The sequence below is a fragment of the Comamonas sp. MYb21 genome (assembly GCF_037479395.1).
Lineage (GTDB): Bacteria > Pseudomonadota > Gammaproteobacteria > Burkholderiales > Burkholderiaceae_C > Comamonas.
Window position 1 is genome coordinate 129726 of sequence record NZ_JBBGZC010000014.1, and the last position, 23268, is coordinate 152993.

Consider the following 23268-nt stretch of genomic DNA (forward strand, 5'->3'; position numbering starts at 1 on the left):
ATCCAGGGGATACGCGGTTCAGGCCGTCGTCAACACCGGCTGCTTGCGGCCCCGGCTCCAGAGGTAAATCCCCAGCAGCACCATCGGCAGGCTGAGCCACTGGCCCATACTCAGGTTCAGCGACAGCAGGCCCAAAAAGTCATCGGGCTCGCGGAAATACTCGGCAATGAAGCGCAGCAGGCCGTAGCCAATCAGGAACACGCCAGCCACCTGGCCCTCGCCACGCGGCTTGCGCGAGTACAGCCACATGATGACGAACAGCAGCACGCCTTCGAGCAAGAACTGGTAGATCTGCGAGGGGTGGCGCGGCAGCATCGAGCCGCTTTGCGGAAACACCATGCCCCAGGGCAGATCGGGGCTGGAAAAGCGCCCCCAAAGCTCGCCATTGATGAAGTTGCCCACGCGGCCCGAGGCCAGGCCCAGCGGGATGCAGGGCGCGACAAAGTCGGCCACCTGCAGCCAGGGCCGGCCCTTGAGCTTGGCAAACAGCACCATGGACACGATCACGCCCACCAGGCCGCCATGAAAGCTCATGCCGCCCTGCCAGACCGCCAGGATCTCCAGCGGATTGCTGAGGAAGTAACCGGGTTTGTAGAACAGGCAGTAGCCCAGGCGGCCGCCGACGATGACGCCCAGCACGCCATAGAACAGAATGTCCTCGACATCCTTGCGCAGCCAGCGCGTGGGCGTGGTGACCGAGGCAAAGGGCTGGTCCTTGAGGCGGCGTATGCCCAGGAACAAAAACAGGCCAAAGGCGACCAGATAGGTCAGTCCATACCAGTGCACAGCCAGCGGGCCGAGCTTGATGGCAATCGGGTCAAATTGGGGATACATCAGCATGGCAGGCATTGTGCCGCAGTTCACGGCGGGCAGCGCCATCCCCGGTGGGGCCACAGGACTTACCCGCGCCCATGCGCATTCAATTACACAATCGATATCAAGCAATCGCCCTCAAATTTACGTCAAATTAACCAAATAACCGATACAAAACATTCAAAATGACCAAACAATAAAGGCGTTTGCAATCAATATGACAGCGATTGCCGCTGGGCACGCTATACTGCCTGCGGCGGCGGCAGTCCAGCCACCGCTAGAATCTTCCATCCAGCTTTCATTCCACGCTATGACTTCCACCAGTGTTCCATTGACCGGTAGTATTGTTGCCCTGATCACCCCCCTGCTTGCCGATGGCAGCGTGGACTATGCAAGCCTGCGAAAACTGATTGACTGGCATATCGCCGAAGGCACCAACTGCATCGGCGTGGTGGGCACCACGGGCGAGTCGCCCACGGTCACCGTCGAAGAGCACATGGAGATCATCCGTGTCTCGGTCGAGCAGGCCAACAAGCGTGTTCCCATCATGGCCGGCTGTGGCGCCAACTCCACCCACGAAGCCATCACGCTGGCCAAGTACGCCAAGAGCGTGGGCGCGGACAGCCAGCTGCAGGTCGTGCCCTACTACAACAAGCCGACCCAGGAAGGCCAGTTCCAGCACTTCAAGGCGATTGCCGAAGCGGTGGGCGACCTGCCCATCTTCCTCTACAACGTACCGGGCCGCAGCGTGGCCGACATGCAGCACGACACCGTGCTGCGCCTGGCCGAAGTGCCCGGCATCGTCGGCATCAAGGAAGCCACCGGCAACATCGAGCGCGCGCAGTGGCTGATCAAGGATGCGCCAGCCGGCTTTGGCATCTACTCGGGTGATGACCCCACCGCCGTGGCCCTGATGCTGTGCGGCGGACACGGCAATGTCAGCGTCACGGCCAACATCGCACCACGCCTGATGAGCCAGCTATGCCAGGCGGCAATTGCCAAGGATGTTGGTCGGGCTATGGAAATTCAGAATAAACTGCTGCCGCTGCATAAAGCCCTCTTCTTGGAGGCCAACCCCATTCCGGTAAAGTGGGCGGCCAACAAGATGGGCCTGTGTGGCCCGACCCTGCGCCTGCCGATGACCGAGCTTTCCGCCGGTCTGCATGGCACGGTGGAAGCTGCAATGCGCGGAGCCTCCTTGCTCTAAAGCAACATCTGCGCGTTGCCTCTGTTAAGGATTTGAACGTGAATTCCCTCGCAAAACTCAGCGTGCTGAGCCTGTCTGTCACTTTGGCCGCTTGCGGTACCGGCAGTATTCTCGAAGGCGACAAGATCGACTACAAGAGCGCCTCCAAAGGGCCAACGCTGGAAGTCCCCCCGGACCTGACCCAGCTGTCCAAGGACTCGCGCTATGTCGTGCCTGGCGGCACGGTCTCGGCTGCGGCCTACCAGGTGCAAAAGGATGCCGCCCCCAAGGGCACGGCCAACACCGCCGCGTCGCAGATTGGCGATGTGCAAATCGAGCGCGATGGCAACCAGCGCTGGCTGGTCATCGACCGCCCCGCAGACAAGGTCTGGGAGCCAGTCAAGGACTTCTGGCAGGAAAGCGGCTTTGCGCTGACCATCGAGCGCCCCGACATCGGCATCATGGAAACCGACTGGGCCGAGAACCGCGCCAAGCTGCCGCAGGATTTCATCCGCCGCTCCATTGGCAAGGTGTTTGACTCGATCTACTCGACCGGTGAGCAGGACAAGTTCCGCACCCGCATTGAGCGCCGCCCCGATGGCAAGACCGAAATCTATGTCAGCCACCGCGGCATGGAAGAGGTTTACTCCAACAAGGAAAAGGACAGCACCATCTGGCAGCCGCGCAAGGCCGATCCAGAGCTGGAAACCGAATTCCTGCGCCGCATCATGGTCAAGCTGGGCGTGAGCGAAGAGCAGTCCAAGGCGATTGCTGCAGCGCCGCTGGCCCCTGTGAGCACCTCCAAGATCGCGACCGCGGCCGATGGCTCGCCCGTGCTGCAGGTCAGCGATCCGTTTGACCGCACCTGGCGCCGTGTGGGCCTGGCGCTGGACCGCACCGGTTTCACCGTCGAGGACCGCGACCGCAGCCAGGGCGTGTACTTTGTGCGCTACATCGACCCGACCGATCTGAACAAGAAGCCCGATGGTTTCTTTGCCAAGATCTTCAACCGCAACCCCGATGCACCGGACCCGATCAAGTACCGCATCCAGGTCAAGAGCGAAGCCAACACCAGCAATGTCACCGTGCTCAACGAGAGCGGCAAGGCCGACACCTCGGCGAACGCCCAGCGCATTCTGAAGGTGCTGGCAGACGACATGAAGTGATGCACTGCGCGGCCTAAGCTGGCCGTGTACCGCAACACCCCCACAGCCACTGCGCAGCCGCAGTGGCTTTTTTCATGGGCGCGGGCTTGGGGCACTAAGAACCTGTTCTAAAGGGCCTAGGGTGCAAGGGCGCGCCCTTCCATCGGCCATCAGCCATCAGCGCCCCCAGCACCCAACAAAAAAGCCCGTGCAAAGCACGGGCTCGTTCAGGCAAGTCTGCAGCGCAGGCCCGGCATCCACCAGGCCAGCGGCTCAGCGCTTACTTGCTCACCGATTCCTTGGCAGCGGTAGCGGCGTTGGCAGCAGCGTCAGCAGCCGACTTGGCAGCGTCTGCGGCAGCAGCGCCTGCGTCCTTGGCGGCTTCAGCGGCATTGTGGGCAGCGTCCTTGGTCGCATCGACGGCATTGCCAGCAGCTTCCTTGGTAGCGTCTGCAGCCTTCGAAGCAGCAGCGCTGGCATCGGCAGCAGCGTCCTTGGCAGCATCAGCAGCAGCGTTGGCGGCGTCCTTGGCAGCTTCAACAGCAGGTGCGGGTGCAGGTGCTGGCGCTTCCACGGGCGCAGGTGCTGGTGCGGGCACAGCAGCTTCTTCCTTCTTGCCGCAAGCAGCCAGAGCAACAGCAGCCATCAACGATGCGATAACAAGGGATTTCTTCATTTGGATATTCCTAACGACGGTGGATTTTTGTGGAACGGGCCAGGGCAAACAGAACGCCCGGGCCAAGAGTGCGTAGCACAAAGTAATTAACGCCTCAGCGTCTGAAATGAATTATAGGGATTACCCGGGCCGCATGCCTATGCTAACAGCCCCTGCAACGTTGCCGGCCAGCAACGAAAGACACGCTTGTCAACAATGGCCTACAAACCCAGCACCGTCGCGGCAAAGTCCGGCGTGCTGGCCGAGCGCACCCACTCCTGCAGGCGCTCACCCAAGGGCACGATGGCGCTGCGCTCGGCACTGGCCACGCCCACGCAGCGCGCCACATCCAGGCGCTGCACGGCCCACTGGGGCGACCACAGCGCGCTGGGGATCTGCGCCTCATCGCGGCTGAGCAGCCTGCGGCACTGCAGGCGGTGGTCCCAGGTCCTGCGCCATTGCACCCAGCGCGGGTGGCGCTGCACCAGGCTGTCAAAGCGGTGGGCCAGCACCGTCATCTGCCCGCCCTGGCGCGCCCATTGGTGCAGCAGCTCCACCGCATCGGCGCTGCCCCAGGGCCAGTCGGCAAAATCTAGGTCGGCTACGATGACCTGGCGCCAGCCCTGCACAGCGGCCTGCTGCAGAAAATGCAGCACCTGCGCATCGAACGCAGCCCGGCCCTCAAAACGGCCACTCAGGCCATCGGCGGGCTGCCATGCAGCGGGCGCGGGGCTGGCGCTGGCCATCACTGCGGCACCGCGTGGGCCCAGCCGTCCTCGCACCACTGCGACAGCAGCTGCAAGGCATCGTCGCTGGCGCCGCTGATATCGCGCCGGTCCAGATGGCGGCCATCGGCCAGCTTCTTCATCAGGCTGAAGTCGCGGCCTGCGGCGCGGTAGCTCTCGCCATTGATGAAGACATGGTGCTCGTCGTACACCATGCGGGTCTTGCGGTCCAGCGCCACGGCTTCGAGCATGGCGGGCGAATCCTCGGGCTCGAACCAGACATTGGCCTTGGGCTCGGTCAGCGCCTCGCCCAGCGCACGGGCCAGCGCCAGCGGCTCGGCCAGGCGCCTTTCGATCGCCGCGCGGGCAAAGTCCAGCATCGCAGGCGGTATCGCGCCAGGCGCCTGCACCGCCGCCTGCTTGGGGTCCTGGTAGATCGGCGAGCCGGCCTTGGCGTTGACCTCGTCCATCTCATCGCTCTCGGACATGCGCATCAGCAGCTCGCCGGCCAGCTCCTGCTGCGCCGGCGAGCGGAAACCGATCGAATAGGTCATGCACTCACCTTCGGCCACACCGTCGTGCGCATAGCGCGGCGGCAGGTAGAGCATGTCGCCGGGCTCGAGCACATACTCCTCTTGCGCTTCGAACTCGGCCAGGATCTTGAGCGGAATGCCGTCCTTCAGCGCCAGGTTCTTTTGCTTGCCGATGCGCCAGCGGCGCTTGCCATGGGCCTGCAGCAGGAACACGTCATAGCTGTCGAAATGCGGGCCCACGCCGCCGCCATCGCTGGCGTAACTCACCATCAGGTCATCGAGGCGCGCGGCCGGCACAAAGGCAAAGCGCTGCAGCAGCGCATGGGCGGCATCGCTGTGCAGATCCAGGCCCTGCAGCAGCAAGGTCCACTCCGGCGTCTTCAGCGAAGGGATCGCACGGCGGCTGAAGGGCCCATGCTTGACCGTCCAGGCGCCCGCCTTGTGCTGGATCAGGCGCGACTCCACGCCCTCTTCGCCGGCCAGCGCAAACAGCTCGCTGCGTGGCAGCGGCAGCTGCAGGTCCTTCCAGTCGCTGATGGCGCCGCGCACCAACAGTGGTTTTTTCTGCCAGTAACGGCGCATGAACTGGGCCGGGGAGATGCCCCCCAGCAGAGGCAGTGCTTGTTCGATTTGCATGGCTTTCTCGGTAATCCTCTGGGCGCCCGGGCCCAAACTGCGACAATTGTCCTATGGAAATCATTGATCAATGCGTGGTCGCACTGACCTGGACGCTGAAAGACACTTTGGGCGAGACCCTGGATGTGCTCGACGAGCCCGTGGAATTCCTGGTCGGAGGCCAGGATCTGCTGGCGCGCGTGGAGCAGGCGCTGCAAGGCCATACCGTCGGTAGCCGCGTGCAGCTGCACCTGGAGCCCGAAGACGCCTTTGGCGATTACGACGAAGAAAAGGTCTTTTTGGAATCGCGCGCGCTGTTCCCGGCTGATCTGGAAGAAGGCATGACCATCGAAGGCCATGCCCTGCCCCAGGGCACCAACCCCGATGCGCCGCGCGACATGATCTACACCGTCACCGAGCTCTACCCCGAGCATGTGGTGCTGGACGGCAACCACCCGCTGGCCGGCATCGCCATTCGCCTGGACATCCAGGTGGCTGCCGTGCGCGAGGCGACCGAAGAAGAGATCGGCACGGGCACCTGCGGCACCGGCTTCTTCCGCGTGCAACCCCAGGCGCCAGGCAATAACCTGCTGCACTGAGCACGGCGCTGGCGGCATCTGCGACCAGGCGGCCAGCAAAAACAACCCAGACCAAGGCCATCCATCCGCGATGGCCTTTTTTATTGCATCTTTATTTCTGTATTGACAGAAATAAATGAAGCCCTAGAATTCAAGCTATGCAAATGACCGACATCCAACAACAATTTGTGCTGCACTGGGGCGAGATGGGATCGCTGTGGGGCGTCAACCGCACGGTCTCGCAAATCCATGCGCTGCTGTTTGTGCTGGGCAAGCCGCTCAATGCCGAGCAGCTGAGCGAGACCTTGAATGTGGCGCGCTCCAATGTCAGCAACAGCTTGAAGGAGCTGCAATCCTGGCAGCTGGTGCGGGTGACGCACGTGCTGGGCGACCGGCGCGACTATTTCGAGACCAGCGTCGATGTCTGGGAGTTGCTGCGCACCATCGTGCGGGAGCGCAAGGAGCGCGAGTTCGATCCCACCACCCGCCTGCTGCAGTCCTTGGTCAACAGCCCCGACTTTGCCCGCGAAAGCCCCGATGGCCAGGACCGCATCCTGGCGACCCTGGAGCTGATGCAAAAGCTGGGCGCCTGGAGCGACGAGATGCTACGCCTCTCGCCCGCCACCCTGGACAAGATCCTGACCCTGGGCGCGACCGTGCAGCGTTTTGTGCGCGGCAGTGCTGCGGCGCAGGAGCCCGAGGCGCTGAGCAAGCCCTGAGAACCCCATGGCCGTGCCCTGCAAGGAGAGCGGCCTTTTTTTGGCACCATTATTTCTGTTTTGACAGAAACATCGAAAGGAATGCATATGCTGAGCCGTGATACCGCCGACACCCGCTTCCCGCTGACCATCTACTACGACGCCAGCTGCCGCATGTGCAATGCCGAGATGCGCCATCTGATGCTGCGCAACCAGGCGGGCAAGCTCATCTTTATTGACGCCAGCAGCGCCGACCTGAGTGAGGCCCCGGCCGACAAGGCCGCGCTGATGCAGGCCATCCATGGCGTGGGCGCCGATGGCCAGGTCTACATCGGGGTCGATTGCCTGACCCGCGCCTACCTGGGTGTGGGCTGGGCCTGGGTGCCCCGGCTGGCCGGGCTGCCGCTGGTGGCCGATGCGCTCGACAAGCTCTACCCGCTGCTCGCGCGCAACCGCTACCGCCTGCCACTGGCACCGATGGCCTGGGTGCTGGAGCAAGGCTTGCAGTGCACCGTGCGGCGCCAGGCCCGGCAGGCTGCTGCACGCAGCGCCGCCTGTGCACGCGGCAGCGATGCCTGCGATATCGATCGGCCGCGCTAAACGCGCTGCAACCCTCAACGCCCTTGGCCACCAGGAGAGACCATGCACAGCCCCAACACCCCCCAGCCCACCGTCCTGCTCTGCGGCGGCCAGGGCTTTATCGGCCAGGCGCTGGCGCGCCAGCTGCGTGCCCAGGGCCTGCGCGTTATTGCCGCCAGCCGGCGCTCGCAACCGCCGCTGCAGTTTGGCAAGCTGCAGCAGCCTGCCGATTGGCTGCCCCATCTGCAAGGCGTGGACATGGTCATTAACGCCGTGGGCAGCCTGCGCGACCAGCCGGGGCCCGACGGTGCCAGCCTGGAAGCCCTGCACCAGACCAGCCCGCAAGCGCTGTTCGAGGCCTGTGCCCAGGCAGGGGTGCGGCGTGTGATGCAGCTCTCGGCCTTGGGCGTGGAGGGCAACGACACCGACTACGCCCGCACCAAGCGTGCTGCCGATGCCCATTTGCTGGCGCTGACCGCGCAGGGCCAGCTCGATGGCATTGTCGTGCGGCCCAGCATCGTCATCGGCGCGCAAGGCGCCAGCACCCAGCTGTTCATGCGCCTGGCGCTGCTGCCGGTGCTGGTGCTGCCAGCGGTGATGCAGCAGCGCCTGATGCAGCCCGTCGCCGTTGATGAACTGGCCGAGGTGATGGTACGGTTGCTGCAGTCCCCCACCACCGGCATCGTGCCGCTGGGTGGGCTCCAGCGCCTCAGCATGGCGCAGATGATTGCCAACCTGCGCCAGCAAGCGGGCCGCAGCCAGCCGCTGCAGCTGCGCCTGCCCGGCTGGGCCACCCAGGCCAGTGCACGGCTGGGCGATGCGGTGCCCAGCAGCCCCTGGTGCAGCGCCTCCTTGCAGCTGGCATCGCTGGACAACTGCTGCGACCCGGCGCCAATGGCCCAGTGGCTCGGGCGTGCGCCCACCGATCCGGCGCAGATGCTGGCCCTGATCCGTGGCCAGGCTGCGTGAGACGGCATATGAGTTCCAGACCGATGCCGCCACACCCGCCCTTGCAGCTGTTGCGCCTGAGCCTGGTCGCCGTCTGGCTGTGGACGGCCGCAGCCAGCTGGCTGCAGTGGCAGGGCGACAGCACTGCGCTCTTGGTAGCGGGCGGCATTGCTGATCCTCGCCTGCAAGCCTGGCTGATAGGCGGCGGCGCTGCGCTGGATCTGCTGCTGGGTCTGTGGCTGCTGTGCCGGCCCGGGCGCAGGGCCTATGCCGCATCGTTGGCAGCGATGCTGGCGATGACCCTGGCAGCGACCGCGCTGCTGCCCAGTCTGTGGTTGCACCCGCTGGGCCCCTTGTCCAAAAATCTGCCGATTGCTGCCGCGCTCTGGTTGCTGTGGCAAAGCAGCCCCCGCGACGGACGGAGTGAATGATGAACACCTATTTGCTGCTCAAAACCCTGCATATCCTGTCGAGCGTGCTGATGGTCGGCACCGGCTTTGGCTCGGCCTTCTATATGTTCTTTGCCAACCGCAGCGGCAATGTGGCGGCCCAGGCGGTGGTCAGCCGGCTGGTGGTGCGGGCCGATTGGTGGTTCACGACGCCGGCGGTCATCATTCAGCCGCTCAGCGGCTGGGCGCTGATGGTGATGGCCGGCTGGCCCTGGCACACGCCCTGGCTGCTCTTGTCGATGGCACTGTATGTGCTAGCGGGCTTGTGCTGGTTGCCGGTGGTGGCCATGCAAATCCGCATGGCTCACATGGCCACCGATGCCAATGCCCAGGGCCAGCCGCTGCCCGACGCCTACCGGCGCCTGGCCGGGCGCTGGGAAGCGCTGGGCTACCCGGCCTTTGTGGCGATGCTGGGCGTTTACTACCTGATGGTCAACAAGCCCACGCTTTGGAATTAGCGTTTTACAAACCCAACGCGCGCAGATCAATGCGGCCATCCCGCATCGGCGGGCACCAGTAGTAGGCGTTGGTAACGGGGTTGGACATCTGGAACAGGCCGTCCGCAATGCCGTCTTCCTCGCCCGCCATGCGGCGCATCTGCGCTTCAAAGGCCTCATAGCTGCGGCCAAAACCGGCAAAGATGGCGCCCACGGCGTCGCTGCCATCGGGTTGCACCTTCCACCAGGGCATATTGCGGCGCAGGATAAAGGCTTCGGGCTCGAAACTCTCCTGCGCGGTGCGCTTGACGTGGGCCGACTCGGGCGCATCGTCCAGCTCCTCGTTGTCGCTCAGGCGGCGGCCAATCATGTGGTCCTTTTGCAGCGCGCTCATGCGGGCAAAGGCGTCCATGTCATGCAGCCACTGCTGCACGGCAAAGTAGCTGCCGCCATCCAGCCCCGGGCCCATGCCATCGGCAATGGCGGCGTGCACGGCGTCGTCGTCCTTGGGGTTTTCGGTGCCGTCTTCGTAGCCGGTCAGATCGCGCACCGCATCCTTGCCGTTCCAGCCATGGCGGAAGCAATCGACCACCTTCTCGCGGCTGAAGGCCGGCGCCAGCAGCGCAGCGGCCTCGCGCGACAGACGCAGCACATCGCCCTGGTCATTGCCGCGCAGCCACAGGCACAGCGCATGGGGCGTCAGCGCCAGCGGGCCTTGGGGCCCGGTGATGGCCGGGAAATTGCGCAAGCCTGGCACCTGCACACCCAGCAAATCGGCCACCGGCTGGCCGATGCAGACGACGGCCTGCTCGCCATCAGCCCATTGCTGCAGGCGCGCCAGCGCGGCGCGCACGGCCGGGGCGTCGCCCGAGATGTTCCAGAGTTGGTAGCGGCTGGCAGCGGGCAGCGCCAGCAGGATTCCGGGTTGGTTCAAGGCAGTCATCGTGTGGGGGACGCGCAGCTGTGCCGCTGCGTCTTCGCTGTTGGATTGCAATCGGCTATTGTCGCGCAGCTGTCCTACAAACTCCGCGATTGGCCGTTTGCATTGCCCAATCACCCCCATAGCTGTTGCGCTTTAACTGCAGCTTGGCAGAATCTGTGCGATCAATGTCATTGCTGCCACATCGCGCTGCATGCACACTGTGCGCATGTCTCCATCCCGTACCACCGCCGCCCACAGCGCCCAGCCCGGCCACCGCGTCATCTGCATTGCCTACCCGCGCGCGATGAGCCTGGACATCACCGGACCCATGCAGGTGTTTGCCACTGCCAACGATGTGCGCCAGCGCCAGGGCCAGCCCGCCTTCTACCAGCTGGTCTTTGCCGGGCTGGAGGCGGGGCCGGTAACCCTGTCCTGCGGTTTGCAGACCATCGCCACCCAGGGCCTGGGCCAGCTGCGCCCGGGCGCCAACAGCACCGTGCTGGTGCCGGGGGGCGATGGCGTGGTCGATGTACAGCACCACAGCGGCCTGCGCCAATGGCTGCAGCGCACGGCGCCCCAGGTGCAGCGCCTGGGCTCGGTCTGCTCGGGCGCGCTGATCCTGGCACGCGCCGGCTTGCTCGACGGCCTGCCTGCCACCACCCACTGGTGCCGCCTGGCCGAGCTCGCGGCGATGGAGCGCCCCATCCAGGTCGATGGCGACCGGCTGCACACCTTTGATGCCAGCCATCCGCAGCAGCGCCATATCTTCACATCGGCGGGGGTGACCTCGGGCATCGACCTGGCGCTGAGCCTTGTCGAGGCCGACCTGGGCCGCAGCATGGCGCTGGCCGTGGCCCGCCACCTGGTGATGTTTGTGCGCCGGCCCGGCGGCCAGGCGCAGTTCAGCCCGCTGCTGGCAGCCGAGACCACGCAGGCGCCGCGCCTGGCTGGCCTGCTCGAATGGATTCCCGGCCACCTGGGCGAGCGCCTGGGTGTGGAGCAATTGGCCGCGCAGGCCTGCCTGCCGCCGCGCACCTTGGCGCGGGTGTTCCAGCAAGAGCTGGGCACCACGCCGGCCCGCTATGTGGAACGGGTGCGGTTGCAGGCCGCCACCACCTTGCTCAGCCAGCGCCAGGCCTCCGTCTCCACCGTGGCGCGGCTGTGCGGCTTTGGCCACCCGGAAAACCTGCGCCGCAGCTTTCACAAAACGCTGGCCGTCAGCCCCCAGGCCTTTGCCGAGCGCTTTGGCGTGGGTTAACCAGCGCCCGCCATTGAGCGGCTGAACTCTCCTGCCCAAACCATGCGATCCGGACAGCCGATGCTGCCCGGCCGCTCCCCCACGCCCCGTTATTCCCAAATCACCACCCATGCTGCTCCAACGCCACCCTCAACTGCTCACCCTCAGCATCGCGCAAGCGCTGTACTGGTCCTGCTCGATCATCGGCATCGCCCTCACCGGCCTCGTGGGCCGGCAGCTGGCGCCCTGGCCGGTGCTGGCCACGGTGCCGCTGACCTTGCTGGTGGCAGGCAATCTGCTGTCGATTGGCCAGCTGGCCCGCTGGATGCAGCGGCATGGCCGCGCGCGGGGCCTGCAATACGGGGCACTGCTGGGGGTTGCGGCCGGGCTGCTGGCCGCCTGGGCAGTGGTGCAGGCCAGCTTTGGGCTGTTTTGCCTGGCGATGCTGCTGCTGGGCGGCTACCAGGCCTCTGCCGGTTTTTACCGCTTCACGGCGCTCGATGGCATGCCGGCCGAGCACAGCGGCCGTGCCGCAGCCTGGGTACTGGCCGGCGGCATCGCGGCCGCCCTGCTCGCCCCCAGCCTGGCCATCCACACCGCAGGCGCGCTGGCCACCCCGCTGGCCGGCGCCTACCTGGCCATTGCGGTGCTGGCCCTGCTGGCCTGCGCGCTGCTGCAATGCCTGCCGCCCCGCCTGCAGCTGCCGATGCAGGCCAAGACCGCAGGCCAGCCCGCCGTCTCGCGGCGCCAGTTGTGGCAGCGCCCTGCGCTGCGCCAGGCCATTGTGCTGAGTGCCTGCGGCCATGGGCTGATGGTGCTGGTGATGAACGCCACCCCGCTGGCCATGCATGGCGCGGGCCACTCGCTGGCCAGCTCCACCCAGGTGATCCAGTGGCATGTGCTGGGCATGTTTGCGCCGTCCTTGTTCGCGGGCCGCGCGGTGGACCGCTTTGGCGCCCGGCGCCTGGCCTGGCTGGGCGCGGCGCTGCTGGCCGCCAGCGCAGGCGTGGCGCTGATCGGCACGGAATTTGTACCGTTCCTGCTCAGCTCCTTGCTGCTGGGCGCCGGCTGGAACCTGATGATCCTCGCCGGCACCAGCCTGCTGAACCAGGCCTGCAGCCCCGAGGAGCGCCCCCAGGCCCAGCCGATGATGGAATGGACCAACAACGGCAGCGCCGCGCTGATGTCGCTCAGCTGCGGCGTGCTGATCCAGACCCTAGGCTGGCAAGCGGTGAATGTGGCGATGCTATTGACCCTGGCGCTGCTGGCCTGGCAAGGCGGCCGCTCGGCCTGGGCGGCGCGGGCGCGGCCCTAGATCACCGAATGCTTGGAGCAGGCCTGCGTGCCAGGCGCTCACGCCAGATGCGCTCCACCCAGGGTGCAAATCCGCCGTCCACGGCGCTGAGCAAGGGCAGGCGCGTGTCGGCTAGCGCCTGTGCCAGCACATCAGCCCAGGCTGGGCTGCCCCAAAGGGCTTGCAAGGGCCCAGCCAGCACCCACTCCTGGCCCCAGAAATACAGTAGGCTCGCCTGCACATTTGCCTGCATCTGCCGCACGTCGGCCAGCGCCTGGGGCTCGGCCAGTTGCAGCCAGATATCGGCATACAGAAAGTCCACCGGCTGCTGCGGCGCTGGGCGCCATTGCAGCGCATCGGCTTGCACGATATGGATCTTGGCGGCGACCTCTGCCTGCAAGCCTTCCAGTACCTGCATATGCTGGAACAGCGCGATCACCTCCGGATCACGCTCGACCACGGTGACCCGCTCCACGGCCGGGTTCAGCGCTATATTGGCCGTCACCCATCCCATCCCCAGGCCCATGACCACCGTGTGGCCATGCGCATGGCGGCAAGCCAGCTCCTGGCTCTCGATCTCGAAAGGCGACAGCGACATCCAGGTGTCCCAGCCGCCTTGTGCGTTCTGGCGCAACAGCGCGGTAGAGCCCCCATAGACGCAGCTGCCGCTGTAGTAACCCCTGTCCAGCCCCATGCCGCCGCGCAGCAGCCGCCAGGCGCCCTGCTCACCCAGCTGGTACTGCGGCATATGCCAGGGCGTCTCGAACACCGGCACGCCCAGCGCCTGGGCCAGCACATGGATATCCACGCCGTCCTCGAGCAAGCCTGTGCCGGGCGGGGAAGAGGCGGTCGACGCTTGCATAGGCTCTGAGGGCATGAATGGTCCAAAGGGAAAAGGCAGAAACCGCCAGTGTAAAAGCACAAGGCCCGCAGTGATGCGGGCCCTGGAACGTTCAAGCGTCTAGACGCTTACAGATTGCCCACCATGTGCTCGGGCACGACCCACTGGTCAAACTGCTCGGCCGTCACATGGCCGCTGGCCACGGCCGCATCGCGCAGGCTACTGCCTTCTTTATGCGCCTTCTTCGCAATATAGGCCGCCTTGTCGTAGCCGATATGGGTGTTCAGGGCGGTCACCAGCATCAGCGAGCGGCTGACCAGCTCGGTGATGCGCTCGCGGTTGGGCTCGATGCCGACGGCGCAGTGGTCGTTAAAGCTCACCATGCCATCGGCCAGCAGGCGCACGCTTTGCAGGAAGTTGTGCGCCACCATGGGGCGGAACACATTGAGCTCGAAGTTGCCCGAGGCACCGCCCACATTGATCGCGGCATCGTTGCCAAACACCTGGGCGCAGAGCATGGTCATCGCCTCGCACTGCGTGGGGTTGACCTTGCCCGGCATGATCGACGAGCCCGGCTCGTTCTCGGGGATGGAGATCTCGCCCAGGCCGCTGCGCGGGCCCGATGCCAGCCAGCGCACATCGTTGGCGATCTTCATCAGGCTGGCGGCCAGCGTCTTGAGGGCGCCATGGCCAAACACCAGCGCGTCGCAGGAGCCCAGCGATTCGAACTTGTTGGGCGAGGTGATGAAGGGGTAGCCGGTCAGCTTGGCCAGCTCCTGGGCCACGCCTTCGGCATAGCCCTTGGGGGCGTTGAGACCCGTGCCCACGGCCGTGCCGCCCAGCGCCAGCTCATACAGATGGGGCAGCGCCGACTTGATGTGCTTGGCGCCGTGTTCGAGCTGGGCCACCCAGCCGGAGATCTCCTGGCCCAGGGTCAGCGGCGTCGCATCCTGCAGGTGGGTGCGGCCGATCTTGACGATGTCGTTGAAGGCCTCGCTCTTGGCCTGCAGGGTGCGGCGCAGCTTCTCCAGCGCAGGCAGCAGCTTGCGCTCGATGGCGGTGACGGCGGCCACATGCATGGCGGTGGGGTAGACGTCGTTGCTGGACTGGCTTTTGTTCACCTCGTCATTGGGGTGCACCAGGCGCGACTCACCGCGCTCGCCGCCCAGCAGCTCGCTGGCGCGGTTGGCCAGCACTTCGTTGACGTTCATATTGGTCTGCGTGCCCGAGCCGGTCTGCCAGACCACCAGCGGGAACTCATCGGGATGCTGGCCGGCAATCACCTCGTCGGCCGCCGCATTGATGGCCTTGGCCTTCTTCTCGTCGAGCAGACCCAGCGCGTGGTTGACGGTGGCACTGGCCTTTTTCACCTGCGCCAGCGCGTGGATGATCTCGCCGGGCTGCTTCTCGCCGCTGATGTCAAAGTTCTGCAGCGAGCGCTGCGTCTGGGCACCCCAGAGTTTGTCGGCCGGCACATCGATCAGGCCGAAGGTGTCTTTTTCCTGGCGGGTAGCTGTCATGTCTGGATCACTCCTTGTATCTCAACAATTGCAACGCGGCTCGTCTGGCTGGTAAGCGTGTGGCTGGTGGGCCGCAGGATTCGTAAATAGGATGCCGCCCGCTTTGCGGCAAAGCGGGCGCGGCATCGCATCCTAACGCAGGCAATGACAGCCGTTCTCATCTGCATCAAGCAGCCATACTGGGCGCATGCTCTTGCACGGGATGGACGCTTGGGCGACACCTGACTCTTCTAGAAGACTTATCGGACATTTGCCACCACCGGCCTGGCGAAAGGCCGATAATTGCCCCCGTGATACCGAGCGCCAACGGCACCATAGCCTTGCGCAATCCAAAACCCACCCCACAAGCACGATGACCACCTCCATCCGTCAGCAGGACCTGATCGACTCGATCGCGGGCGCCCTGCAGTACATCAGCTACTACCACACACCGGATTTCATCCAGCACCTGGCACGGGCCTATGAGCGCGAGCAAAGCCCGGCGGCCAAGGATGCGATGGCCCAGATCCTGACCAACTCCAAGATGAGCGCCACCGGCCAGCGCCCCATCTGCCAGGACACCGGCATCGTCAACGTGTTCCTGAAGGTAGGCATGGATGTGAAGTGGGAAGACTTCACGATGGGCCTGGAAGACGCGATCAACGAAGGCGTGCGCCGGGGCTACAACCACCCCGACAACACCTTGCGCGCCTCCGTGGTGGCCGATCCCCAGTTCGCCCGCAAGAACACCAAGGACAACACGCCCGCCGTCATCAATGTGCAGATCGTGCCGGGCGACAAGCTGGATGTGACCGTGGCGGCCAAGGGCGGCGGCTCGGAGAACAAGTCCAAGATGATCATGATGAACCCCAGCGACAGCATCGTCGACTGGGTGCTCAAGACCGTGCCGACCATGGGCGCGGGCTGGTGCCCACCGGGCATGCTGGGCATCGGCATTGGCGGCACCGCTGAAAAGGCCGTGCTGCTGGCCAAGGAAAGCCTGATGGAAGACCTCGACATGTACGAGCTGCAGCAAAAAGCGGCCAGCGGTGCCGAGCTCGACCAGGTGGAAAAGCTGCGCCTGGAGCTGTTCGAGAAGGTCAACGCCCTCGGTATTGGCGCCCAGGGCCTGGGCGGCCTCACCACCGTGCTGGACGTGAAGATCAACATGTACCCCACGCACGCGGCCTCCAAGCCCGTGGCGATGATCCCCAACTGCGCCGCCACCCGCCACGCCCATTTCGTGATGGACGGCTCCGGCCCCGTGTACCTCGATCCGCCATCGCTGGACACCTGGCCCAAGATCGACTGGGCACCGGACTACAATAAGTCCAAGCGCGTGGACCTGAACACCCTGACCAAGGAAGAAGTGGCCAGCTGGAAGCCGGGCGACACCCTCTTGCTCAACGGCAAGATGCTGACCGGCCGCGACGCTGCCCACAAGCGCATCCAGGACATGCTGGCCAAGGGCGAGCCACTGCCCGTCGACTTTGCCAACCGCGTGATCTACTACGTGGGCCCGGTGGACCCGGTGCGTGACGAAGTCGTTGGCCCTGCCGGCCCGACCACCGCCACCCGCATGGACAAGTTCACCGACATGATGCTGTCGCAGACCGGCCTGATCGCGATGATCGGCAAGTCCGAGCGCGGCCCGGTCGCCATCGAAGCGATCAAGAACCACAAGTCGGCCTACCTGATGGCCGTGGGCGGCGCCGCTTACCTGGTCTCCAAGGCCATCAAGCAGGCCAAGGTGGTCGGTTTTGCCGATCTGGGCATGGAAGCGATCTATGAATTCGACGTGGTCGACATGCCCGTGACCGTGGCGGTGGATGCCGGCGGCACCAGCGCCCACATCACCGGCCCGGCGATCTGGAAGGAAAAGATCGCCACCGGCGAATTCAAGGGCATTGAAGTGGCAGGCGCCTGATCGTCCGGCACCGCTCCCCATAACCGCCTTCGGGCGGTTTTTTGCTGCCTGCAGCCCGCATTCCCAGCCGTTGGGAGCAGCACCTACATCCTGACCGCCTCGGCCAGGCCCCCAAACCGCCCACTTTACCCATTGCGGCCTTCAAACAATCCTATGGCGGCGCCCCGAGTACGGCGCATGCTGTATGGTGGAGGCTGCACACCGATAAGGAACAAAAAACATGGCCAAGCCGAATTACCAGTATGAAAAGCGCCAGCGCGAGCTGGAAAAGAAGAAGAAAAAGGAAGAAAAAGCCCTGCGCAAGGCCAGCGGGCATGCCTCGGACGCGCCGGAAGGCGCTGATGGCGACGCCCCCGAGCAGGAGCCAGCGACCGGCGCGGACAGCAGCGACGCGCCTGCGCAAGACAAGCCGGCCGACTGAGCGCAGCGCCCTTGTGCGCAAAAAAATGGGCCGCCAGCATTGCTGCTGCGGCCCTTTTGCTTATCGGAAAAGGCGCTAGCCGCCCAGCGCCGGCAAGGCGTTGAACAGCAGCACCATCAACAGGCCCACGAACGAGACGATGGACTGCACCACGGTGATCGTGCGCGTCGCCTCGCCCATGGTCATGCCAAAGGATTCCTTGACCATCCAGAAACCGGCATGGTTGGCATAGTTGAAGAACAGCGAGCCGCAGCCGATCGACAGCGCCAGCAGAGGCAGGTTCAGGCTGGGGTCGGCAGCGGCGAGCGGCGCGAGCAAACCGGCCGCACCCACGATGCCCACGGTGGCCGAGCCGGTCGAGACCGACAGCAGCATCGCAATGAGCCAGCCCAGCACCAGCGGCGGAAACGCAAACTGGTGCGTCAGGTGCACGATGGCGTCACCCACCTTGGCACTGGTCAGCACCTGCTGGAAAGCGCCGCCGCCGGCAATGATCATGATGATGCCGGCAATCGGCTTGAGGCTGGCGCCGAGGGTGTCGCGCAGCTTTTCGGCATCGCCGCCGCGCAGGTAGACCAGGGTGAAGGCGGCAAACAGCACACCCAGCAGCATCGCAATCAGCGGGTTGCCCAGAAAGCTGGCCACCTGCAGCAGGGCCGAGCCCTTGGGCAAGGCCATCTCGGCCAGCGCATGGGCCAGCATCAACAGCGCGGGCAGCAGGGCAGACAGCACGCCCATCGCAATGCCGGGCTGGTCCTTGCCGCTGTGGGGCTTGGTTTCGGTGAACTGGTCGAGCAGCGCCTGCTCAGGCCGGGTGCTCATGCGCGGGGTGATGAAGGCGCCGTACAGCGGCCCGCCCAGCACCATCGCGGGCAAGGCGGCCAAAAAGCCGTAGAGCATCGTCGGGCCGACGGTGGTCTTCAAGGTCGCAATGGCGGTCAGCGGGCCAGGATGGGGCGGCACCATGCCGTGCATCGAGGCGAGCGCCGCAATCACCGGCACGCCCACATAGACATAGGCCGAGCCCTTGAAGTTCTCGCGGCTCTCGAGCTTGCGCGCCACGCTGAAGATCAGCGGCAGCATCACCACCAGGCCCACTTCGAAGAACATTGGGATGCCGATGATGAAGGCCACCAGGGTCATCGCCCAGGGAATCATGCGGTCCGAGGTGTGGCGCAGAATGGCGCTGGCCAGGCGCTCGGTGGTGCCCGAATCGGCCAGGATCTTGCCGAGCATCGCGCCCAGCGCAATCACCACGCCGACCGCGCCCAGCGTCTTGCCCGCGCCATTGGTGATGTTCTTGGCAATGTCGCCGGGCGCCATGCCGGTGGCAAAGCCCACACCGATACAGACGATCAGCAAGGCCAGCAAGGGGTGCATGCGGATGCGCGAAACAATCAGCGCCACCAGCACCAGCACGCTCACCAAGGCGGTCAGCAGCAATTGGATATCGAAATTTGACATGCGAGAAGATGTGGATTTGTGACACGCATCCCCAGCCACCCACCGCAAAGAGGGGCTTGGGCATGCCCCAACCCTCCCATCCTACGCCGATCAGCCACCCCAGGCTGTAGTCGGATTTCGGCGGACGGGGCGGCTGCCCCGCTCCCTGCCACCCGCCATCAAGGCGCGGTAGAGGCGCCGGATTCAAACCAGCGCTTGACCAGATCGCGCTCGTCGGCACTCAGCCCATCGGGGTTGCCAAAGGGCATCTTGCGCAGCACCACCACCTGCTGGTAGATCTGCTGGGTGTGCTGGGCCACCTCGCCGGGGCTGTCGAGTTTCACATTCTTTTGCGCCAAGCCCGTGGCGCTGTGGCACAGCACGCAGTGCTGGGCAAACACCTTGGCCACCTCACCATAGGGCACGGCGCCAGCGGCGGGCTGGCTGGCGGGGGCCGATGCGGGCGCAGCGGCTGCTGCGGGCTTGGGGCCGGGGCGCAGCCAGGCGATCACGCCCAGAATCACCAGCACGCCGATCAGCGCATAAGGCCAGGGGTGCTTGTTGCGGCCGAGCTTGTGGCCATGGCGCAGCACAAAGAACTGGCGAATGGCCGCGCCGGCAAACATCATGCCGATGAGCACCAGCCAGTTGTACTTCTGGTTGTAGAGCCAGCCGTAGTGGTTGGACAGCATCGCAAACAGCACCGGCAACGTGAAATAGGTGTTGTGCACACTGCGCTGCTTGCCGCGCTTGCCGTAGATGGGGTCGACCGGGTCGCCATTCTTGAGCGCCCGCACCACGGTGCGCTGGCCCGGGATGATCCAGAAGAACACGTTGGCGCTCATCGAGGTGGCCAGCATCGCGCCCATCAGCAAGAAGGCCGCCTGGCCCGGGAAGATATGGCAGGCCAGGTACGCGGCAATGCAGACCAGCACCAGTACCATCGCGCCCACGATCGCATCGCCATGCTTTTTGAAGCCAAACACGCGGCAGATGCCGTCGTACAGCAGCCAGAACACCGCCAGAAAGCTCAGCGCCGTGAACACCGCCAGTGGCGCGCTCATCGCATTGGGGTCGGCCGGGTTGACCAGGTAGATATTGGCGTTCCACAGGTAGGACACCGTCAAGAGCGCAAAGCCCGACAGCCAGGTGGTGTAGCTCTCCCAGTAGAACCAGTGCAGGTGGTCGGGCAGCTTGGGCGGCGAGACATTGAACTTGACCGGGTGGTAGAAGCCGCCGCCATGCACGGCCCAGAGCTCACCGCTCACACCCTGCTTTTTCAGGTCTTCGTCTTCCGGCGGGGTCAGGCTGCTGTCGAGGAACACAAAATAGAACGACGAACCGACCCAGGCAATGGCTGTGATCACATGCAGCCAGCGCAACAACAGGTTCGCCCAATCGAGGATATAGCCTTCCATTGCTCTCATCCTTGGCAGCGTGGGGTCTGCCAGTGCGAGGGAGGGGTGATGCCCGCTCTCCTCATCAAGCAGCCAGCGTGGAGGCACCGGCCACTTGTTGAACCTGCTCACCACGGCGGGCGATCTGAGCAGCAGACAGGCCGCAATCCACAGCCATCATCGGGATGACCGGGGCACCGCTGCGACCTTTTGTAGACTCAAAGTGTATGCAATTTCTGCCGCCCAAAGGTCGGCAAAAAGCTGCACAGCCCCTAGATAAAACCCTGATGCAACGCAGCAAACCCGCTGCAGGTGGCCTCTACACCGCATACGCAGCACCTGCCCAGGGGGGAAGACCCATCAGGCATGCTGCGTTCGCTGCAAATGCTGCAAAAGCTGCGCGGCCACCGCAATCGCAATCACCTCCGGCGCCTTGCCCTGGATGCCCGGCAGCCCGATCGGGCAGGTGATGCGGGCAAACTCCGCATCGGCAAAACCCCGCTCGGCCAGCCGGTGCGCAAAGCTGGCGCGCTTGGTAGCGCTGCCAATGAGCCCGATCAGGTCCAGATCGCCGTGCTGGCGCTGGCGCTGCAGGCAGGCCTGGGTGATCTGTAGGTCCTGCTGGTGGTCGTGGGTGAGGATGAACACACTGCTGCCCGGCGCCAGAGCGGCCACCGCACCCTCGATCGGATCGGAATACTCGGTCTGCACGTTGGCCGGCAACGCGGGCGGAAACAGCGCCTCGCGGCTGTCCACCCAGGTAATGGCTAACGGCAGGTTGCTCAGCACCTGCACCAGGGCTGCGCCCACATGGCCCGCGCCAAACACCGCCACGGGGCTGCACTCGGGCGCCAGCTGCTGCGCCAGCGGTTCGCTGTCGGCCTGCGCAATGCGCTGAAACCGCAGGTGCACCACGCCGCCGCAGCATTGGCCCAGGCGCGGGCCCAGCGCAAAGCGCTCGCTTTGCGGCGCGCCGCCACGGGCCAGCAGATCACGGGCCCTGTTGGCGGCCTGCCACTCCAGGTGGCCACCGCCAATCGTGCCCAGCTGGTCCTGGGCAAACACGGCCATCCAGGCACCGGCATCGCGCGGAGCCGATCCCTGGGTAGACTCCACCTGGACCAGACAGGCATCCTGCGTCGCCAGGCGCGCCAATAATTGCTGCAGTACGGGCATGCCTTGTTCCATGATGAAGATCGGCCTGCCATACTGCAGGGCCGCTATAGACGGATTTGTACCATGAGCGATCGACCCTCCACCTCCCTGCTGTCACGACTTTGGCATACGCTTTTTCGTATACCGCAAACGTCGCCCGCGCCCCCACGGGCAGCAGCCGGCGGGCCCGCAAAGCCGCCCCACGCCCCCGAGCAGGACGACGACCAGGACAGCTATCTGTCGGTGCTGACCCAGTTGCCCGGCGCGCGCATGCCCCAATGGTCCCCGGAGGCCGATGGGCAGGACTCGGTGCTCAACCCGGTCGCCGACGAGGCCTACCGCAAGCGCTGCGCCCAGCACCTGTATGAGCGCTACGCCGAGCGCATCTACCCGGGCATGCTGCCGCCCATGCTCTATGCCATCGGCGTGCTGGAGCTCTTGCTCGACGAAGACGGCCATATCCAGGACATGAACTGGATGCGCGAGCCCGCGCAGGCCCAGGAAGTGCCGCCACTGATCGAGGCGCTGGTGCAGGCCGCTGCGCCCTTTCCCGCCCCCCAGCATTTGCGCCACGGCGAAGTCATGGTCTCCTACACCGAGACCTGGCTCTGGGATGCCTCGGGCAAGTTCCAGCTGCACACCTTGAGCGAAGGCCAGCAGTAAAGGCAGGCATAGGACAGGCGCGACAAACGCAAAAAAACCGGCCAGCTGGCCGGTTTCTGCTTTGCAGGCCCGTTGGGCGCTGCTTTATTCCTTGATCTTGGTGATCTTGGCGCCCTGCAGCGACACGCCCGCTTCCAAACCTGCGTTGTTCAGCACAAAGCTGGTCACAGGGGCCTGGGCCGAGGTGGTGTCGATGCTGCCGTTGGCGCCAACGCGGCCTGCGGCCACGGTGGCATCTGCACCCACTGACCAGCCGTTGCTCTGGCGGAACTTCGCCAGCGCTTCGGGCGTGTTGAACACATAGATCACAGCCTTGGACTGGCCACCGGCCTGCCAGCCGATCGATGCACCCGTGGTGCTGTAGTAGCTGTCGCTGCGGCTGCCCACGCGCAGCACGCCGCGGCCGTGCTCCACGCCCACCACAAAGCTGCCGCCAATCACCGATGGGAACACCAGCACGCCCTTGGAGCGTGCGACCAGGTCCTTGGAGCCAGGAGCGGTCTGGTACAGGCGCTCCAGCGCGGCGTTGGCACGGGCGTCTACCGAGGTCTCATCGGCACGAGGTGCATTGCTGGTTTCAGGCTTGGTGACTGTACAGGCCGCCATCGACAGAGCGCCGGCAACCACTGCAGCGGCGACACCCAGGGTGCGCATAGAGAAACGTTGCATACCTACTCCTTTGAAATTTGCTGTTATGTCAATCAGGTTGGCACCGCTGCGAATCCTGCGGTGCGCCTAGGAGCAAATAGTAGCCATCCCCGATGACGCTGGAAGGCCGCAGCCGCAACTTGCGGCTTCGGCCTACAGTTTTGGCGATGCGCGTTTGAGACAGGTCAAGGGCCGATGAAGGATGACGCCCTTGGCTCACATCGGCTCTCTAGTAGCACCCTCGTCAACTCAATCCAGTCAGGCGGTATGAGCCCGTTGTGACTGCCTCACGCATCGCGTGCTCAATCCAATCGGCTTCATCGTTATGGTAAATTTAAACTATCTATCATCACTTTTCGATTGGAACTTGCATGTCAGGAAAGCCCGCAGCCCGCATAGACGATAAAGTCAAATACGCACGCATCGTCACGGGCTCGCGCACGGTCCTGATCGGCACCCA

At 64.8% G+C, this 23268-nt stretch carries 23 protein-coding genes and 1 pseudogene; 13 read left to right on the plus strand and 11 right to left on the minus strand.

Annotated elements, in window-relative coordinates:
• Positions 1 to 18: 18 nt before the first annotated feature.
• Entirely contained in the window at positions 19 to 849 is an 831-nt protein-coding gene (gene lgt / locus WH367_RS20430) for a prolipoprotein diacylglyceryl transferase (protein ID WP_339537489.1), read from the minus strand.
• 274 nt (positions 850 to 1123) lie between these two features.
• Between lgt and dapA the strand changes: the two genes are divergently transcribed.
• The gene (gene dapA / locus WH367_RS20435; RefSeq protein ID WP_312988149.1) at positions 1124 to 2020 is read left to right on the plus strand and encodes a 4-hydroxy-tetrahydrodipicolinate synthase; all 897 of its coding nucleotides are present in this window, start codon (positions 1124 to 1126) and stop codon (positions 2018 to 2020) included.
• 38 nt (positions 2021 to 2058) lie between these two features.
• Positions 2059 to 3165, plus strand: coding sequence for an outer membrane protein assembly factor BamC (gene bamC / locus WH367_RS20440; protein ID WP_339537465.1), 1107 nt, complete (start codon positions 2059 to 2061; stop codon positions 3163 to 3165).
• A 441-nt stretch (positions 3166 to 3606) separates the two neighbouring features.
• Here the strand turns inward: bamC and WH367_RS24385 are convergent.
• From WH367_RS24385 to WH367_RS20455, 3 genes and pseudogenes are all read right to left on the minus strand, one after another.
• A pseudogene (locus tag WH367_RS24385) lies at positions 3607 to 3820 on the minus strand (hypothetical protein); the annotation flags it as partial.
• Between the two features lie 200 nt (positions 3821 to 4020).
• Positions 4021 to 4545, minus strand: coding sequence for a hypothetical protein (locus WH367_RS20450; RefSeq protein ID WP_339537466.1), 525 nt, complete (start codon positions 4543 to 4545; stop codon positions 4021 to 4023).
• Positions 4545 to 5693 carry a cupin domain-containing protein gene (locus WH367_RS20455; protein WP_339537467.1) on the minus strand — a complete coding sequence of 383 codons (1149 nt, stop codon included), beginning with the start codon at positions 5691 to 5693 and terminating at the stop codon, positions 4545 to 4547. The genes WH367_RS20450 and WH367_RS20455 overlap by 1 nt, the downstream gene beginning before the upstream one ends.
• A 53-nt stretch (positions 5694 to 5746) precedes the next feature.
• Here WH367_RS20455 and WH367_RS20460 point away from each other — a divergent pair, with 53 nt between their 5' ends.
• The 6 genes from WH367_RS20460 (at position 5747) to WH367_RS20485 (ending at position 9382) form a co-directional block, all read left to right on the plus strand.
• Positions 5747 to 6271: an FKBP-type peptidyl-prolyl cis-trans isomerase gene (locus WH367_RS20460; RefSeq protein WP_021027081.1), complete on the plus strand. Its 525-nt coding sequence runs from the start codon at positions 5747 to 5749 to the stop codon at positions 6269 to 6271.
• Positions 6272 to 6408: 137 nt separating this feature from the next.
• On the plus strand, positions 6409 to 6969 hold the full coding sequence (locus WH367_RS20465) for a GbsR/MarR family transcriptional regulator (protein ID WP_021027082.1): 561 nt from the start codon (positions 6409 to 6411) through the stop codon (positions 6967 to 6969).
• 87 nt (positions 6970 to 7056) lie between these two features.
• Complete coding sequence (locus tag WH367_RS20470) at positions 7057 to 7548, plus strand: thiol-disulfide oxidoreductase DCC family protein (protein WP_339537468.1); 492 nt, start codon at positions 7057 to 7059, stop codon at positions 7546 to 7548.
• Between the two features lie 42 nt (positions 7549 to 7590).
• Positions 7591 to 8496: an NAD-dependent epimerase/dehydratase family protein gene (locus WH367_RS20475; protein ID WP_339537469.1), complete on the plus strand. Its 906-nt coding sequence runs from the start codon at positions 7591 to 7593 to the stop codon at positions 8494 to 8496.
• Between the two features lie 8 nt (positions 8497 to 8504).
• Positions 8505 to 8906, plus strand: coding sequence for a DoxX-like family protein (locus tag WH367_RS20480; RefSeq protein ID WP_339537470.1), 402 nt, complete (start codon positions 8505 to 8507; stop codon positions 8904 to 8906).
• Positions 8906 to 9382, plus strand: a complete 477-nt coding sequence (locus WH367_RS20485) for a DUF2269 family protein (protein WP_339537471.1) — start codon at positions 8906 to 8908, stop codon at positions 9380 to 9382. Before WH367_RS20480 ends, WH367_RS20485 begins: the two co-directional genes overlap by 1 nt.
• Positions 9383 to 9386: 4 nt before the next feature.
• Here the strand turns inward: WH367_RS20485 and WH367_RS20490 are convergent, their stop codons facing one another.
• Positions 9387 to 10304 (minus strand): Dyp-type peroxidase, encoded by a 918-nt coding sequence (locus tag WH367_RS20490; protein ID WP_339537490.1) that lies wholly within the window; start codon positions 10302 to 10304, stop codon positions 9387 to 9389.
• Positions 10305 to 10509: 205 nt separating this feature from the next.
• Here WH367_RS20490 and WH367_RS20495 point away from each other — a divergent pair, with 205 nt between their 5' ends.
• The gene (locus WH367_RS20495; protein WP_339537472.1) at positions 10510 to 11541 is read left to right on the plus strand and encodes a GlxA family transcriptional regulator; all 1032 of its coding nucleotides are present in this window, start codon (positions 10510 to 10512) and stop codon (positions 11539 to 11541) included.
• Between the two features lie 109 nt (positions 11542 to 11650).
• Positions 11651 to 12835: an MFS transporter gene (locus WH367_RS20500; protein ID WP_339537473.1), complete on the plus strand. Its 1185-nt coding sequence runs from the start codon at positions 11651 to 11653 to the stop codon at positions 12833 to 12835.
• A 1-nt stretch (position 12836) separates the two neighbouring features.
• Here the strand turns inward: WH367_RS20500 and WH367_RS20505 are convergent, their stop codons facing one another.
• Both WH367_RS20505 and fumC read right to left on the minus strand, forming a co-directional pair.
• Complete coding sequence (locus WH367_RS20505) at positions 12837 to 13691, minus strand: hypothetical protein (RefSeq protein WP_339537474.1); 855 nt, start codon at positions 13689 to 13691, stop codon at positions 12837 to 12839.
• Positions 13692 to 13783: 92 nt separating this feature from the next.
• Positions 13784 to 15175: a class II fumarate hydratase gene (gene fumC, locus WH367_RS20510; protein ID WP_116925816.1), complete on the minus strand. Its 1392-nt coding sequence runs from the start codon at positions 15173 to 15175 to the stop codon at positions 13784 to 13786.
• Between the two features lie 352 nt (positions 15176 to 15527).
• Here fumC and WH367_RS20515 point away from each other — a divergent pair, with 352 nt between their 5' ends.
• A complete protein-coding gene (locus tag WH367_RS20515; protein WP_339537475.1) occupies positions 15528 to 17081 on the plus strand; it encodes a fumarate hydratase in 1554 nt (517 codons plus the stop codon).
• Between the two features lie 220 nt (positions 17082 to 17301).
• Positions 17302 to 17502, plus strand: coding sequence for a hypothetical protein (locus WH367_RS20520; RefSeq protein ID WP_021024730.1), 201 nt, complete (start codon positions 17302 to 17304; stop codon positions 17500 to 17502).
• Positions 17503 to 17577: 75 nt separating this feature from the next.
• On the opposite strand, the gene WH367_RS20525 is transcribed toward WH367_RS20520, so the two are convergent.
• The 3 genes from WH367_RS20525 to xdhC form a co-directional block, all read right to left on the minus strand.
• Positions 17578 to 18966, minus strand: coding sequence for a GntP family permease (locus WH367_RS20525; RefSeq protein ID WP_339537476.1), 1389 nt, complete (start codon positions 18964 to 18966; stop codon positions 17578 to 17580).
• 158 nt (positions 18967 to 19124) lie between these two features.
• Positions 19125 to 20363: a urate hydroxylase PuuD gene (locus WH367_RS20530; protein ID WP_339537477.1), complete on the minus strand. Its 1239-nt coding sequence runs from the start codon at positions 20361 to 20363 to the stop codon at positions 19125 to 19127.
• Positions 20364 to 20702: 339 nt separating this feature from the next.
• On the minus strand, positions 20703 to 21518 hold the full coding sequence (xdhC, locus tag WH367_RS20535) for a xanthine dehydrogenase accessory protein XdhC (protein WP_339537478.1): 816 nt from the start codon (positions 21516 to 21518) through the stop codon (positions 20703 to 20705).
• Positions 21519 to 21581: 63 nt separating this feature from the next.
• On the opposite strand from xdhC, the gene WH367_RS20540 reads away from it, so the two are divergent.
• Positions 21582 to 22160, plus strand: coding sequence for a hypothetical protein (locus WH367_RS20540; protein WP_148292981.1), 579 nt, complete (start codon positions 21582 to 21584; stop codon positions 22158 to 22160).
• 84 nt (positions 22161 to 22244) lie between these two features.
• Here the strand turns inward: WH367_RS20540 and WH367_RS20545 are convergent, their stop codons facing one another.
• A complete protein-coding gene (locus WH367_RS20545) occupies positions 22245 to 22829 on the minus strand; it encodes a BPSL1445 family SYLF domain-containing lipoprotein (RefSeq protein WP_021024725.1) in 585 nt (194 codons plus the stop codon).
• Positions 22830 to 23268: the final 439 nt, after the last annotated feature.

Bases quoted from the DNA above. Each gene is read 5' to 3' on its own strand.
- lgt (WP_339537489.1), bottom strand. From the start codon at position 849: ATGCCTGCCATGCTGATGTATCCCCAATTTGACCCGATTGCCATCAAG.
- dapA (WP_312988149.1), top strand. From the start codon at position 1,124: ATGACTTCCACCAGTGTTCCATTGACCGGTAGTATTGTTGCCCTGATC.
- WH367_RS20450 (WP_339537466.1), bottom strand. From the start codon at position 4,545: ATGGCCAGCGCCAGCCCCGCGCCCGCTGCATGGCAGCCCGCCGATGGC.
- WH367_RS20455 (WP_339537467.1), bottom strand. From the start codon at position 5,693: ATGCAAATCGAACAAGCACTGCCTCTGCTGGGGGGCATCTCCCCGGCC.
- WH367_RS20460 (WP_021027081.1), top strand. From the start codon at position 5,747: ATGGAAATCATTGATCAATGCGTGGTCGCACTGACCTGGACGCTGAAA.
- WH367_RS20465 (WP_021027082.1), top strand. From the start codon at position 6,409: ATGCAAATGACCGACATCCAACAACAATTTGTGCTGCACTGGGGCGAG.
- WH367_RS20470 (WP_339537468.1), top strand. From the start codon at position 7,057: ATGCTGAGCCGTGATACCGCCGACACCCGCTTCCCGCTGACCATCTAC.
- WH367_RS20475 (WP_339537469.1), top strand. From the start codon at position 7,591: ATGCACAGCCCCAACACCCCCCAGCCCACCGTCCTGCTCTGCGGCGGC.
- WH367_RS20480 (WP_339537470.1), top strand. From the start codon at position 8,505: ATGAGTTCCAGACCGATGCCGCCACACCCGCCCTTGCAGCTGTTGCGC.
- WH367_RS20485 (WP_339537471.1), top strand. From the start codon at position 8,906: ATGAACACCTATTTGCTGCTCAAAACCCTGCATATCCTGTCGAGCGTG.
- WH367_RS20490 (WP_339537490.1), bottom strand. From the start codon at position 10,304: ATGACTGCCTTGAACCAACCCGGAATCCTGCTGGCGCTGCCCGCTGCC.
- WH367_RS20495 (WP_339537472.1), top strand. From the start codon at position 10,510: ATGTCTCCATCCCGTACCACCGCCGCCCACAGCGCCCAGCCCGGCCAC.
- WH367_RS20500 (WP_339537473.1), top strand. From the start codon at position 11,651: ATGCTGCTCCAACGCCACCCTCAACTGCTCACCCTCAGCATCGCGCAA.
- WH367_RS20505 (WP_339537474.1), bottom strand. From the start codon at position 13,691: ATGCCCTCAGAGCCTATGCAAGCGTCGACCGCCTCTTCCCCGCCCGGC.
- fumC (WP_116925816.1), bottom strand. From the start codon at position 15,175: ATGACAGCTACCCGCCAGGAAAAAGACACCTTCGGCCTGATCGATGTG.
- WH367_RS20515 (WP_339537475.1), top strand. From the start codon at position 15,528: ATGACCACCTCCATCCGTCAGCAGGACCTGATCGACTCGATCGCGGGC.
- WH367_RS20520 (WP_021024730.1), top strand. From the start codon at position 17,302: ATGGCCAAGCCGAATTACCAGTATGAAAAGCGCCAGCGCGAGCTGGAA.
- WH367_RS20525 (WP_339537476.1), bottom strand. From the start codon at position 18,966: ATGTCAAATTTCGATATCCAATTGCTGCTGACCGCCTTGGTGAGCGTG.
- WH367_RS20530 (WP_339537477.1), bottom strand. From the start codon at position 20,363: ATGGAAGGCTATATCCTCGATTGGGCGAACCTGTTGTTGCGCTGGCTG.
- xdhC (WP_339537478.1), bottom strand. From the start codon at position 21,518: ATGCCCGTACTGCAGCAATTATTGGCGCGCCTGGCGACGCAGGATGCC.
- WH367_RS20540 (WP_148292981.1), top strand. From the start codon at position 21,582: ATGAGCGATCGACCCTCCACCTCCCTGCTGTCACGACTTTGGCATACG.
- WH367_RS20545 (WP_021024725.1), bottom strand. From the start codon at position 22,829: ATGCAACGTTTCTCTATGCGCACCCTGGGTGTCGCCGCTGCAGTGGTT.